Raw genomic sequence first — 14,412 nt, forward strand, 5'->3', positions numbered from 1 at the left:
GATAGTAAACCTGAGCATCATCAACATTAAGTTCATTATAATCATGTCGTTACCGTACTAGCCAAATTGTCACTCGTTCTCAAAAACAACCTGAATCTTCACGCCTAAATATAAAAACTCATCCTGTTTCTCTCTTTTCCCAATAAAAGATATAAAGGGAAGAATGAGTTTTATTTTTGGAGGACATTTATTTAGAACAACCTGCTATTAAAATATATTACAATTTAATTCATATTATTAATGAGCGTCAACGAGACTAGCCAAATAGTTATTCGTTAAGTAGAAGCCGCTGAACTTCTCAATAAAGTCCGCAGGAACGGTTTTATCGGTCAAGCCAGATTCAATCAGCGCCGCTTGCCACTTCTGTACTTTCGGGAAGCCTTCAAGCATATCAAAGCCTGAGCCCTCTTTGATTACTGACGCTCGATGTAACAGGGGTAGCCAAGCGATGTCGACGTTGGAGATGTCATCGCCTTTGAAGAAGTCGCTGTCACCCAGCTTGTTCTCGGCCTTTTGGAAGGATTTTTGAAGATTCGCTAAACGCGTCTCAAAGGTTTCTTTATCTTTACTTCCCATCGTTCCGCATTGTGGCATGTAATGTTTGCTTGCCTGATAAGACCAAGCACGGTCTAGTGCTTTTTGCTCGGTAGACACCTCTTCTATCGGCGCATATTTATCGTCTAGGTATTCAACAATTGCATCAGACTCAAACAGAACCGTGTCATTTTCTGTAATCAATACCGGCACTTGTCCGTTTGGCGAAATATCTAGGAACCATTGAGGCTTATTGTTTAGCTCAATGTATTCAATTTCAAATGGGACATTTTTCATTACTAAAGCACCCATTACACGTTGAACGAATGGGCAGTTTTTAAAGCTAACAAGTTTAATCATGGTTGACTCCGAATTAGGTCATTAATTTGTATTTGTACCCCTAAGACGAACGCCAAAACCGAAAGACGAAAAATAATTCCATTTTTGTGGAAATAATTAAATACAAAGGCAACTAAAGACAGTCATTTTAAGTCGTCACTTTAAGTGGGAACTTTAGATAATATATTTGAATGCCTAATTACGAGTAACTAGACGATCAAAGATATTGCAATAGATGCCATGATCACGCCAACGACAAACTCCAACACCTTCCACGATCTCGGGTTCTTAAACATTGGAGCCAAAAAGCGTGCTCCATATCCAAGTGAAAAGAAGAACACAAACGACGCCGATACTGCACCAGCGCCAAACAACATTTGGTTAGGTTGATATTGTGTTGAGATAGAACCCAGCAATACCACAGTATCCAAATACACATGCGGATTAAGCCAAGTGAATGCCAAACACATCGCAATCGCTTTAGTTAGCGAGTCTTTGGTTTCAGCAGTGGCTTCTAAGGCGTGGTTTTCAGTAAATGCTGAACGGAAGCTTAAGAATGAATAGACACCCAAAAAGATAGCCCCACCATAACGGGCGAACTGCTCAATTTGTGGGAACTGCTTAACGATTGCGCCAAAGCCCGTCACACCAAAGCTAATGAGTAAGGCATCAGAAATCGCACATACAGCGCAAATTGCCAATACGTGTTGGTTCTTAAGCCCTTGCTTTAAAACAAACGCATTTTGAGAGCCAATCGCAAGAATCAGCGAAAGCCCCAGAGAGAAACCAGCAAAATAAGTCGTCATGGAAAAAGATCTGTAAAAGTAGTGACGGTAATAATTGACACAATACTGCCAATTAATCAGATTGTTAACAAGTGACTCTGTTGTTTATCAATGACACGTTTCGTGTATTTTTGGCCATTAGAGTAACCAAAAGACGAGGAGCAGACGCATACTTCGACTCTACTCGGAACGAGTTACCCTACCCTCCGATACAATAATTAACAATCCAATCAATTGATTTTAAACATCTTTAATTTAAATCTTTATTTTATAAATATTGCTTTTATTAATAGAATTTAGCTCAAACTTTGAGAATTAAAAATCGATCACAGTGAGATCTTCCTACCATTTCATTGACCAAGCGAATGATACAAGTCTGATTGCATATTACCTTTTAACTGCGTTTTGAGTGGGTATTTCCCTCTCACTTAACTGACTTACTGCGTGTTTTCTACACTTCGTTTCGAAGAAGTCAGTGCTAGTCGCATAACTATTTAGTCGCACAATGATAAGGATGCACCACAGATGAATCACGGACAAAGACTTACCACTATAGCCCTAGCTATTATGGCTTCAACCCACGTATCAGCTACGACTCTGAACAAAAGTAGCCCAGAGCCACAACCCATCAACTCACCTTTTATTCAAGATATAAAAGGCACGATTGTTGAGGATTACTCACGAGAAACCATTCAACCTTCGTTCTTCTCTATGAGAATGATGAGTAACGCCGATGAACAACGCGGCGATTGGTTTAACTTATCGGCGAGCTACACAAGACTTCAGGGCGTGGGGTCTGATGTGGTATACGACTACCTAATGCCCCCTCTTATGCCACAGCCCGTTATCGTTGCCGTTCTTGATTCGGGTGTCGACGTTGAGCATGAAGACCTCAAAAACAAACTTTGGACCAACGAAAACGAAATCCCAGGCAATGGTATCGACGATGACGGCAATGGGTACATCGATGATGTCCACGGCTGGAACTTTCTGGGTAACTCGTTAGGTATTAACGTTGATCAAGATACATTAGAGGTCACCAGAGAATACAAAAAGTACCTCGAGTTAAAAGAAAATGGACATTGGATTCCGCGTAAGAAACGTAAGTACTATCAAGGTGTTGAATCCGATTACTTGTCGTCTCTAAAAGATGACCAAGATGCATTGAATCGCGTAACGACAGCAACTGAACAAGCCAATGAGTACAAAGCAGAAATCCTTGAGCTCACCGATCACAAAGACTTCACCGTAAACGGATTGCAACCGCTATTGAATGACGAAAACCCGAGCATTGTAACTGCAGCTGAAGGGCTTTTGAGTGTGTTTGATTCATGGTATTCATTTGAATATCTAGAATCACGTCGTAGCCGTTATCAAGACTCTCTAGATTTCCACCTTAACTTAGATCTTGATACGCGTGGCGATATTGTATGGGATGACATTTCTAACCCTTGGGAAAAAGGCTACGGCAACAACGATGTAAAAGGCCCTGTCGGTTCGCACGGTACACACGTTGCTGGAATCATCGCTGCTGAACGCGGCAATTTTATTGGTATTGAAGGTGTCGCGGATCATGCCCAAATCATGGCGGTACGCATGGTGCCAAATGGCGATGAGCGAGACAAAGACATTGCTAACGCAGTGCGCTATGCCGTCGATAATGGTGCGAAGATCATTAACATGAGCTTCGGAAAAAGCTACTCGCCACGTAAATACATCGTCGACCACGCGTTCCGTTATGCCGCTCGTAAAGGCGTATTGATCGTTCACTCTGCGGGTAACAGCCGCAACGATAACGACATCAAACCAAGCTTTCCAAACCGCTACGCTAAACACTACCGCTCGAAGGCTATTTCAACGTGGTTAGATGTGGGCGCATCAGCGAAATACGCAGACGAAACCTTGGTCGCAAGCTTCAGTAATTTCGGTCAGAAATCGGTTGATGTATTTGCACCGGGATATCGAATTCTGTCAACCACACCGGGGAATACTTACGGTTCGAAAAGTGGCACAAGTATGGCTGCGCCTGTCGTTTCTGGCGTCGCTGCGTTGGTGTGGTCGCGCTATCCTGATTTATCGGTCAAAGAGCTAAAGGCGATGTTAATGGGTGAATCAAAAATCTACCCAGAGCTGCTTGTTAAAAAGCCATCAAGCCCAGAAGATTTGGTTCCTTTCCGTACCCTTTCTATCTCAGGCAGCGTTGTGGATGCAGAAGCGATATTTGCTGAACTAGAAACACGCTAACGCTTTCAGTTTATCTATTGATTCATAAAGAAAAAAGGTTGCTCAGAGCAACCTTTTTGTTTTCACAACAGCAAAATAGAAGTATAAGTCATCGAGATACACCCCGCCCGTCATTCCCTACAGTGAGGAACGAACGTGATAAGGAATCTTTCTTTTACTTCGATCTACAATTTCGACCGCATCTAACGCAACTCAATACTCATGAACTGGCTGTGCGGGTCCAACACATAGTCAGCAAAGGGTTCGCAGTATCCAAAGCCAAACTTTTCATACAGGTTACGCGCTGGCTTAAAGTAATCTTCTGAGCCTGTCTCTAAACTGATTTGTCGATACTGGCGAACGGTTGCTGTGTCTATTACATGCTGTAACAGTTGGCTTGCAACACCTAACTTTCGAGCAAACTGTGAGGTTCTCATCGATTTCAGTTCAGCATGTTGGGTATTTAGCTCTTTAATGGCAACACACCCAAGCAATTGGCTGTCTTTCCAAGCGCTGAAAAAGGTAATTTCTGGCGACTTGAGCCCATCCAGATCCAATGCATGAACGCTTTCAGCCGGTGACGTGGCATACATGTCAGCAAGGTGCTCTTCAAGCAATTCAACGACCTCCCCACCCGACAAGTCATCAAGCTTAATTTCTATTGATGTGCAGCTTTCCAATACTGTTCCGTTTCCCATTGAATCCTGTGCTTTTATTTCTGGTTTCATTACCTCAACTCTCCTTGTTTAGTTCGCTTATTTAGCTTGAGTGATTTGGCTTTAATTACTGGCTTGATTTCCTGATTGTTTTCTTTTCAAGAACTCGGTTTGAATCAGTAAAATTACCGATTAATCATGAAATTATAAATGCCATACTGACCTTACCTAGATAGCATATTTTTCTTATCTAGTCTCTTCATAAAAGTGTTCCACAATGCCTGTGTGGTCACTACGCCGAGGAACAACACCTGTTTCAATTTAACGAATAAGTAGCCAGGTCGATATGAGCATTCAATTAGATTTAACCACCACGACACCCTGCCAGAACTTCGATTCTGCGCAAGGGCGCATGACACTGCAAAATCACCGAATTATTGATGTCGACAACGAAATCGCTCAGATCTTTGGTTACCTAACCCGTGAAGAGCTGTTATTGAACGTTGAATTTGTTTATGCGTTAGTTCCTGACAGTTACCAAGAGTTAGCCAAGAAACGTTACTTAGAGGCCATAAAAGGAAAACTAAAAAAAGGAAAGTTGTACACCGATATTCCAGCCAATGGCCGCAACATCTCTATCTTTTGCCTATCACACATTATTGAACTCAATAGTAAACCCGCCCTCCAAGTCACTATCATCGACATCACATCCGTAGTCGAAGCTCAGCGCAAACGTAACGAAACGGATCGCATGTATCGCACGCTACTTAATACATCGAAACAAGGGATCCTGATCCATAGAAACTTCAAACCTTTAATGGTCAACCAAGCATGGGTAGAACAACAAGGTGCAGACTCAATAGAGCAAGTGCTTGCGATGGACTCTATCCTACCCATCGTACCTGAAGATCAGCGTTCAACGGCCATCAGACGCTGCGAGAACATTCTCAATGGCAATACACCCAACTTTAGTTCCGTGGTGTCTAACCAATGCTTTGATGGCACCCACAAATACTTCAACCTCTATGACAACGTGATTAACTGGGAAGGTGAAGACGCGATACAAGTGATCCTTGAAGAAGTCACCGATAAAGTATTACTAGAAAGGGAGTTGCTGCATCGTGCGATGCATGATGACTTAACGCATGTGTTCAATCGCCGTGCTATTTACGATTGGCTCAAGAAGCCGGTTAATCAGCATATGGAGATGTCATGTCTGTTGATTGATATTGATGACTTCAAATCGGTTAACGATCGATTTGGGCATACCGTGGGTGACACGGTGATTAAGCACTTAGCAGACACCATTAAAACTCACATTGAGTTGTTAGGTGGCGTAGTTGGACGTTGGGGTGGCGAGGAGTTTATTGTGTTCATTCCAAAAGCGAAATCGGCCCATACCAAAATCATCAGCGAACGAATCTGCCACACCTTCAATCAACATACCTTCTTTGGTATTAATCGCCGCGCTTTTACAGCGAGCGTGAGTATTGGCGTTACCAACCAGTGCTTGTGCCACTCTGCCAACACCATTGATATACTTATTCGTGTTACCGATGATGCACTATATCGTGCGAAAGCGAATGGTAAAAATCAAGTATCGATCAACGATGATGTGGTTTGCTATGAAGCACTAGCTTGATCGCAGTTCCCTGCTCTCCTTCATGTTCCCCTGGCTCTCCTGCATAACCCACCGGCTCTCTTTCATAATCCAACGCCTTTTAAGCTAACGCTAAATGAGTCGGCTAACCGTACAAATTGAGCACAGCCGCACATAATTAAGGTACAGCCACCGAGAATTAAAGCACATAACTTGATCGAATATTTGATTGCGATTTCGACATTTCGGTATATGATGCGCCACCCTCATTATATCAGCTAACGCTGTAGGCACTTATGTCCGCCAATATGTCAGCTACTATTTCTTCCAACGCACTTTATACCGACCTATCCGGTTACTACGATTTAATGTGTGTTGATATTGACTATCAAGCGCAAAGTAACTGCGTACGTAGGCTACATCAAATTTTCGGAAATGGTGGAAAGACTCACCTCGACTTAGCTTGTGGCACTGGTCCACACGTTCGTCACTTTATCGATTTTGGTTACCAAAGCAATGGACTCGATCTCAACGCGCCAATGCTAGATATCGCTCAGGTTCGCTGCCCCGAAGCCAATTTCTCGGTGCAAAACATGAGTAGTTTTGAAGTGGCAGAACCTCTGGATTTGATCACCTGCTTCTTATACTCAATCCATTACAACGATGGCTTCGAGAAGCTAAAAGAATGTGTTGAGAGCGTATATCGCGCTTTAAAATCAGAAGGGATTTTCTGTTTTAATGTGGTGGATAAAGACAAGATCAGCAATGATCTGTTTGTTCGACACACCACTAATCTTGAACAAAATGATTTCACGTTCAGCTCAGGCTGGTATTACTCTGGCAAGGGTGACAAGCAGGCGTTAAAACTCAGTATCGAAAAGACAACAGCTGGTGAGACACAAGTTTGGAATGATGAACACCCAATGGTAGCATTCTCGTTTAAGGAGTTGATCGAGATATTGAAGCCCTACTTTGAGGTTCATATTTTTGAGCACGATTATGACAAACTGCTGCCTTGGGATACCAAATCAGGTAATGCTCTGATCGCTTGTGTAAAAATCTAGGTAAGTCGATACAAAACGAATTGGCCAGATTCAAACACAGACAAAAAAGAACCCACACTCGCCGTACTCTTTATCGAGCATCCAGCCAGTGTGGGTTCTTTTGTATCAAGCTATCGGAGTTCGAACTCTCGATCAGAAGTCCGCAGTCATACCTACGTAGTAAGTACGTGGCTCTTCAACATAACCCATGCTCTCTAGCTCTTGTGATACCGCTTCGTCAGTCAAGTTAGTAATGCCTGCGCGTACTCTAACCGAATCATTAATGTTGTATACCCCACCAATATTTAGCGTAGTGTATGCTTCTTGGGTCAAATCAGTTTCGATATTACGCTCACCTCGGTAACGCGCACTAACAAAGGTGTTCAGGTCGTAAGTTGGGTTCCAGTTCAGTTTAACTAAACCCGAGTGCTTGTAACGCTCAAGCAGTTCTTCACCAGTAGACTTATCTTCAGTGTCTAAGAACGTGTAGTTACCAGATACGCCCCATTCATCCGTTATTTGGAATTGACCAGTAAGCTCAGCACCTTGAACCACAGCCTCAGACACATTGGTATAAGTACGTTTGCCTTTCACATAGCCAGTTGAGCTAGAACTATCGGCACACCCTTTACCCGATTCAAACATTCCGCCATTCTCGCAGTAGGTTTCATCACGATCAATAAGGTCGTTGATTTCATTGCGGAACAAGGCACCTTCAACGTTCCAACGAGGTTGGCTGTATATCGCTGCAATCTCATAGTTCCAGCTCGTTTCAGGCTTCAGCTCTTCATTGCCATATAAATCACAAGCACCTTTACAACTGTTAACTGTGTAGTCGGCTTGGTTTTGAGTCAATGTTGGTGCTTTAAATGCTTTACCCACGCCACCCTTAATGATCAGGTCATTCGTTGCTTGGTGCACCAAATACACGCGAGGACTGAACTCTTCACCGTACAATTCGTGCTTATCTAAACGACCACCGATGGTTGCTGTTAGTTGCTCAGTCATCAGCCATTGATCTTGAACAAATAACGCACCTTGATACGCTTCTGATGTGCCATTGACCAAGTTTTCTTTGTTGGTTAATTCGCTCAACTGATAGTCCATACCAAACGTTACGGTATGATTCTCACCAAGATAAGTCGTCGCTGATGCTTCTGCTATTTGAGTTAACTCTTCTACGTCACTGCTGTAGTTAGTATCAGAATCCGCAGCGTCGTTGTCAGTCACGTTTTCGCGTGAGTAGCGAACTTGTGTATCACCCCAGCTCCAAAAGCCACTGTGGGTAATCGCTTGGCTCTGACGCACTACTCGTGTGTCAGACTCGATCACAGACGATACGTTTTCTGCAGATGATTCACGTTCGTCGTCACTGTAACCAAAATCAAAGTCGATCGTTTGGTTGTCTGTCGCATTCCAAGTCAGGCTTGCGAGTAAACTTAGTGTGTCTCGTTCTTCTAAAGCCGTAACATCTGAGCGGTCGTAACCAGAGCTATGTGTACCAGAATAGGGTTGCCAAGCATCACGGCTAGTTTGGTTAACAGATAAGCGAGCAAACAATTCGTCTTCAATTAGAGCACCAGAGGTCGTGAAGCCCATTGAGTACTCTTCACCGCCATCACCATCTAACGGTGAAGACGTGTCCATACTTAGTGTTGAACTCCAATCATTTTCAGGTGCCTTGGTGATGATGTTGATTGTGCCACCCATGCCATCTGAACCATAAAGTGCAGACATTGGGCCGCGGATAATTTCAACACGTTCAATTGAATCAGCAGGAATGGTCGATAGGTCGAAGTCGTTACCTCGGATGATGGCACTCGCCGAGCTTAGACGACGGCCATTCACCATGATAAGCGTGTAATCTGAATCCATACCACGAATAGAAATCATCTGACGCCCAGCACGTGTGCTATCAAAGTCAGATTCGACACTAGTTGATTCTGCAACGATGTCAGCCAAGGTAATACCAGGGCTGTCTTCAATGTCTTGAGCGGTGATCACTGACATTGAAGCCGGCGCTTGTTTTAGTGCCATTTCAGTACGAGTTGCCGTAACAACCATTTGCTCATCTGTTGCTTGCGCTTCTTCTTGCGCCAACACGTTAGCCGAAAGTGAGGTACAAATAACAGCGACTGCGATCGAAAGGGGTTTACGAACCAAAAGAGGTTTGCGAATCAAAAGAGATCTCTCAGACATGATATTCATTCTTATATGTGATTGGTAATGATAATGGTTTGCATTAAACAACCTGGTACCATTCTTATCAACGAAAGTTTCATGCCAAAAATTGATTCTCGCTATTCAACTTTCAAATAATAAAACCAATACATATTCATTTTAATAGCATGACCTCAATAGCATTCACCACCTAGATAGATTTGGTGTATATCTCTTTAAATAAATCACGAACCCAACGACACATAGGGTCATTATGGAAACGTTTATGCCAATAGAGATAAACATCTTCTGATGGGCTTCTGATCGCTTTGGGAACGCGTTTACAAATTAAATCTCGTTGATTGGCAGCTTGTGTCGCAAATGGTGTCGGCAAGTGAAAGATGATGTCGGTCGTCTCCGCAATATCCGCAGCAATATTGAAGTTGGACAACTGAATTGGGATCGAGAGTTGGCGCTGCTTATCAATTAAACCAAGATCTTTAAATCGACTTTCAATCGAGAGCTTCTTATCCCCTTGCAGTGAGATTTGACCAAGTTGGCTATTCAACAAGTCATCAACGGTGATCTCTTTATCCGCCAGAGGGTGGTCTTTGCTCATTAATAACCGATAATCGCGACTGACTACGAACATTCGATACAGGTTTTGTTCAGAACTTAATGGCTCATGCGTCGACAACACAAAGTGCGCATCACCGGATAACAGAGGCTCAAAGTGTCGTTTAGGAATCGAGTCGATATCGACAACCATATTCGGCGCTTGCTGACGAATTTGTGCCACTACTTTTGGCAAAAGGTGTGAAACCTGAGGAACCAAACCAAAAAAACGAACCGTACTATCACTCGTTTGTGGTTCAAACACGTCTCCGTGAACCAGTTTCTCAAGGCGCGTAAGCACAGAGTTGAGGTCTTGCTTGATGACCTCTGCTTTCGGGGTCAATTCATAGCCATAAGCAGCTCGCACCAACAAATCATCGTTGAACACAGTGCGAAGTTTTTGCAGAGATCGGCTCACCGTAGGTTGGCTCATATCCAACGCCAACGCCGTGTTGGAAACGTGCTTCTCTTCAAGAAGGTGTTTAAGAATAACGAGTAGGTTTAGGTCAACTTGGGCAAGATTCATTATGCAAATATTCACAACAGAGAAAATTCAGTGTGCGCATAGTGCATCTACCACCTCATTAATACAATTGATAATCACTCTTATTTTGATCTAGAGCAAAATGCAGAACCGAGTTTGAGGTTAGGAAAGGTTTGAAGCTCTAAGTTAGAATTGTTTAAAGCTCTAAGTCAGAAATGTTTGAACATAAAATTAGAGAGGCACAATGGCCTCTCTTTGATCGTCTACTTTATATTGCTAACGTCGAGCTATCAGACTACAGCTTTGTCCAAGCATCTTGCCAGTATTGGCTTTCTGCTGGTGCGTAAGATGCGCTTGCACACCAAGCCGTGTATGGCCAAGGCTTACATTCGTACAGACCATTGTCGCTGCCTACCACAATGTCACCTGCTGCGTAATTTGTGCCTGCTTCATATGGAGGGTAATCGCCTGGAGGTGGAGTCGTTCCGCCACCGTCTTTAACAGTGAACGAATCGTTTACCATCACCATTTCACCATCGGATGCCTTGCCGACAACCTCAAGTGCATATTGCCCTTTCGCTACATCGTATAAGTCCATGGTAATAGCGCGGCTGTCCGTTAAGTTAACCTGAGTTTGCTCAACCACAGTCCCTGCACTGTTGATCACCATAGCCGTAACATCTAAAGTTTCATTTGATGTCAGTGTTAGGTCTAAACGAACATTGCCGTTATCTGGCGCATATTCTGACTGAAGGCCTGAAACTGCAAGCTCTAAGTCATCGCCCGGATCTGGGTTACCACCACATGAAGAGTCTGAAACCTTTCTCCAAACGCCCCACTCACCTGTTGTTCCTGGTTCTTCGCCGCGAGCGTACCAACCTGCTCCCCACGTTGAACCGTCATGAGAGACTTGATCACCTTCAACATAAACGGTGTCGGCATCCCATGCAGCAGCACAGTTAGAACCATCCGTCACAGACACTTTACGCTCAGCGGTTACAGTTTGGTTCGCGCTGTCTGTTACGCTATACACAAGCGTGTAGTTGCCGATTTCATTTACATCGACACTGCCAGTGTGTGTGATAGTGCTTGTTAGGTCGCCATCTTCAGCATCATTCGCCGTTACGCCTGCCATAGCATCAAATGCAGTTCCCAACACAACAGTTGTGTCAGACACACCATTAAATACTGGCTTCTGGCTGTAAACCTCTACCGTTCTCGCTTTAGTGGTTTCGTTGTTATCGCTGTCTTTCACTCGGTAAGTTAGAACGTAAGTGCCAATCACACTGGTTTCCACGTAACCTTCAACATCGATTGATGACGTTAGATCACCGTCTTCTTTATCGGTTGCCGTTACGCCTTCCATTGGGTCAAACGTTGTGCCGTGAAGAACACGGGCATTTTCGACACCTTTAAGAACTGGCTCACCCTCTACTGGTGGTGGCGTCACTTGACCGTGGACAAACGGGCCGTAATCTTTAATAAACTGCTCGTTGTATTGTTGACCGTTTTTGTTAGTACCCATATCCCAGTTGATAGACCAAGTCATTACACCACGCAGCGGTTGGCCTTGAGTTGTTAAGGTCTCGAACGCGTCGTATAAATCTTGAGGATCTTGCACAAAGCCGGTTGCTGCAGCATCAATGCTAGAAGGAATACCAAACACCAGCTTGTCATGTGGAATTTTGTGGAAACCGCGCGTTCCGTTGATCAGAGAATCAGAGATGTAGTAGATGAATTCTTCTTTTAATGCATCGTTGTTTTGAGCAATCCAGCCCACACCGTCAACCCAGATACCGTCGCCACCTTGGTTGTAGAACTGTGGGTTAATCCAGTCGTAATAACCTTCTAGATTATCGATATAAGGAACGTACTTACCGCCTGTCGTTAGATACGGGAACTCAGGCGCCATAGTAATAAGGAAGTTTTTCCCTTCGGCACGGTAGTGATCTTTTACTAGCTTAAGTGCGTCAGGAATAACCGTTTGGTTGTTTGCTGCGGTTACTGCTGCTTGTTCAAGGTCGATGTCTAGGCCATCGAAACCGTAACGCTCAGTAAGGCGGATTATCTCATCAGCAAAGGCTCTTTCATCACCCGTTTCAAGTTCTACGTGTGCATCAGCACCACCCAGCGCTATCAGTACAGAACGGCCTTGCTTGTTGAGTTCGGCAATTTGGTCAATAAATTGTTCTTCTGATAACCCAACGGTTGGGTCCAGTTTAAAAGTTGGGATTCGACCATCAGCCACATCGTAAACCTTCATGAATGACACATTCACGATGTTGTACATTGGGTTCACTTCATCCAGCGTTACACATGGCGCATTACCACCTTGGTAGCCGCCACCGTCACACCAGTTGTGCCAATAACCGACCACGACACCAGAATCTGGATTCGTCATATCTGAACCATTCGCATAAACAGCGCCAGACATTGCGGCCATGCCGACCGATACAGCTAATTGTAGAGCTTTACGTTTCAACATTAGTCCCACTTCCTTACTTAACAGCTGTGCCAATCACAACCGAACCAATTCATTGTAATCATGAATATTTATAGAGAAGTAATGGAATTTATAGGAAAAGATGACCTTTGATTTAACTTGTGATTTTAAGTCACAGATTGAATATCAGAATCAATATGATTTTGACTTTTCATTCAAAATGAAATGCTAAAAGCTGTTATTTTCTGCCGAACACATTGACCATGCAAATATTTAATTAACCTTAATTCACATAGATAATTAACCGAAAATATAAAAAATCACCAATAGGAGAAAACGAACTTTAAATCGACAAAAATCGGTTCAAACACACTGTAATTACTGACCTCAGACCAGATACCATTGCGAGTGACATCACTAAAATAGCTTGGATATAGTCGTCATACATGTGCTAGAGATACACACGTATAACGGCATATAGGAGTGAAAATTTGTGGAATTTTGGATGTATACCTCAGGGATTTTTCAGTTAACCCTCAGTACCAGATGAATAATATACATCCAATAGTGAAATAAAATTCATCTTATTTTCTTCATTGAGTTGATTGATACCCGCTGCTGCTTTTCTTCCACCACCCGTATCAAAACTAGAACAAATTTCGTCTGCGCCCGTTCTGTTTGATAATGGTGCCCGTAAGCTCACCGTGTAAGACAAGCCATCTTGGTTTTTCGTTAATACTGCTTGCGCTCGGTTTGGATCTTGATTAACGATTTCATTACCAAATACACCACTGATGCGCCTTGCCCACGTCTCACCTGGCAGTTCAAACACACGTGCGACTTCACTTTCATAAACAGGAGCAAGGTTTGATAGCTGTTGGCGATCATTTTGATAGGCAGTTCGTAGTCGATAAAACACAGAGTTTTTATCATCTAAAAGGTCAAATGGGTTCGGGTATTGATAAAGGGTTTGGTAGAGCTCAATTGGCGTGAAATGCAAATCACTGAGTGACGAACCGTAACCGTTGTAGTTAACCAAGGTACCTAGCTCTTCTAAAAACTCAGTTTGAGATTGATCGAATCCATTTTCATCCGCTAGCCGCGCGGCCACAGTTTTTAGATTGTCGCCAAAGGCAGCTGCGATTGCCCAAGCCACATGCGCACCATTCAGCTTCTGGTTTATCAGCAAGCTCGTGCAGCTCTCTGGCGCGGTATCAATCAGAGTATCTAAATGCTCAGAAGTTGGTACATCTCCTGTTCGGTGGTGATCGCAATAAAATACCTTGATGTTGGCGTCTAGCAGTGAGTGCAATGCAGGCAGGTTTTTCTCCATCGACACATCTAAAACAGTAACGGATGAAACGTCACCTTGCTTGCCCGGCTCCATCATTTGAGTAACAACTTGAGAGACCAACTTAATATCACGCTTTACACCAGTAACGAGCACGCTCTCTCTTGGCTCACTTAATCGCAGCTGTAACAACGCGATTATGCCATCTGCGTCTCCGTTGAATACGTCGTAGTGCATGT

General features: G+C 43.5%; 10 protein-coding genes. 3 read left to right on the forward strand and 7 right to left on the reverse strand.

Annotated features, from left to right (window positions below):
- Positions 1-237: 237 nt before the first annotated feature.
- Positions 238-894, reverse strand: a complete 657-nt coding sequence (locus L3V33_RS12415) for a glutathione S-transferase family protein (protein WP_171316245.1) — start codon at positions 892-894, stop codon at positions 238-240.
- Between the two features lie 188 nt (positions 895-1,082).
- Positions 1,083-1,679: a LysE/ArgO family amino acid transporter gene (locus L3V33_RS12420; RefSeq protein WP_114633473.1), complete on the reverse strand. Its 597-nt coding sequence runs from the start codon at positions 1,677-1,679 to the stop codon at positions 1,083-1,085.
- A gap of 504 nt (positions 1,680-2,183) precedes the next feature.
- Between L3V33_RS12420 and L3V33_RS12425 the strand changes: the two genes are divergently transcribed.
- A complete protein-coding gene (locus L3V33_RS12425; protein ID WP_237290497.1) occupies positions 2,184-3,902 on the forward strand; it encodes a S8 family peptidase in 1,719 nt (572 codons plus the stop codon).
- A 182-nt stretch (positions 3,903-4,084) separates the two neighbouring features.
- Here L3V33_RS12425 and L3V33_RS12430 read toward each other — a convergent pair whose 3' ends face one another.
- Positions 4,085-4,609 carry a GNAT family N-acetyltransferase gene (locus tag L3V33_RS12430; protein WP_237290498.1) on the reverse strand — a complete coding sequence of 175 codons (525 nt, stop codon included), beginning with the start codon at positions 4,607-4,609 and terminating at the stop codon, positions 4,085-4,087.
- Positions 4,610-4,883: 274 nt separating this feature from the next.
- Here L3V33_RS12430 and L3V33_RS12435 point away from each other — a divergent pair, with 274 nt between their 5' ends.
- Both L3V33_RS12435 and L3V33_RS12440 read left to right on the forward strand, forming a co-directional pair.
- Entirely contained in the window at positions 4,884-6,179 is a 1,296-nt protein-coding gene (locus L3V33_RS12435; RefSeq protein WP_171327232.1) for a GGDEF domain-containing protein, read from the forward strand.
- A 266-nt stretch (positions 6,180-6,445) separates the two neighbouring features.
- Complete coding sequence (locus L3V33_RS12440; protein WP_267136858.1) at positions 6,446-7,201, forward strand: class I SAM-dependent methyltransferase; 756 nt, start codon at positions 6,446-6,448, stop codon at positions 7,199-7,201.
- 132 nt (positions 7,202-7,333) lie between these two features.
- On the opposite strand, the gene L3V33_RS12445 is transcribed toward L3V33_RS12440, so the two are convergent.
- The 4 genes from L3V33_RS12445 to L3V33_RS12460 form a co-directional block, all read right to left on the reverse strand.
- Positions 7,334-9,379, reverse strand: coding sequence for a TonB-dependent receptor (locus tag L3V33_RS12445; RefSeq protein ID WP_237290499.1), 2,046 nt, complete (start codon positions 9,377-9,379; stop codon positions 7,334-7,336).
- A gap of 172 nt (positions 9,380-9,551) precedes the next feature.
- On the reverse strand, positions 9,552-10,481 hold the full coding sequence (locus L3V33_RS12450) for a LysR family transcriptional regulator (RefSeq protein WP_237290500.1): 930 nt from the start codon (positions 10,479-10,481) through the stop codon (positions 9,552-9,554).
- Positions 10,482-10,734: 253 nt separating this feature from the next.
- Positions 10,735-12,924, reverse strand: coding sequence for an immunoglobulin-like domain-containing protein (locus L3V33_RS12455; RefSeq protein ID WP_237290501.1), 2,190 nt, complete (start codon positions 12,922-12,924; stop codon positions 10,735-10,737).
- A gap of 487 nt (positions 12,925-13,411) precedes the next feature.
- Positions 13,412-14,410, reverse strand: coding sequence for a DHH family phosphoesterase (locus L3V33_RS12460; protein WP_171312920.1), 999 nt, complete (start codon positions 14,408-14,410; stop codon positions 13,412-13,414).
- Positions 14,411-14,412 lie beyond the last annotated feature (2 nt).

The sequence above is a fragment of the Vibrio sp. A2-1 genome (assembly GCF_021728355.1).
Taxonomy (GTDB): Bacteria; Pseudomonadota; Gammaproteobacteria; order Enterobacterales; family Vibrionaceae; genus Vibrio; species Vibrio splendidus_K.

Coding starts and splice junctions, on each gene's coding strand:
- L3V33_RS12435 (WP_171327232.1), top strand. CDS start 4,884: ATGAGCATTCAATTAGATTTAACCACCACGACACCCTGCCAGAACTTC.
- L3V33_RS12415 (WP_171316245.1), bottom strand. CDS start 894: ATGATTAAACTTGTTAGCTTTAAAAACTGCCCATTCGTTCAACGTGTA.
- L3V33_RS12460 (WP_171312920.1), bottom strand. CDS start 14,410: ATGCACTACGACGTATTCAACGGAGACGCAGATGGCATAATCGCGTTG.
- L3V33_RS12455 (WP_237290501.1), bottom strand. CDS start 12,924: ATGTTGAAACGTAAAGCTCTACAATTAGCTGTATCGGTCGGCATGGCC.
- L3V33_RS12425 (WP_237290497.1), top strand. CDS start 2,184: ATGAATCACGGACAAAGACTTACCACTATAGCCCTAGCTATTATGGCT.
- L3V33_RS12420 (WP_114633473.1), bottom strand. CDS start 1,679: ATGACGACTTATTTTGCTGGTTTCTCTCTGGGGCTTTCGCTGATTCTT.
- L3V33_RS12440 (WP_267136858.1), top strand. CDS start 6,446: ATGTCAGCTACTATTTCTTCCAACGCACTTTATACCGACCTATCCGGT.
- L3V33_RS12430 (WP_237290498.1), bottom strand. CDS start 4,609: ATGAAACCAGAAATAAAAGCACAGGATTCAATGGGAAACGGAACAGTA.
- L3V33_RS12450 (WP_237290500.1), bottom strand. CDS start 10,481: ATGAATCTTGCCCAAGTTGACCTAAACCTACTCGTTATTCTTAAACAC.
- L3V33_RS12445 (WP_237290499.1), bottom strand. CDS start 9,379: ATGTCTGAGAGATCTCTTTTGATTCGCAAACCTCTTTTGGTTCGTAAA.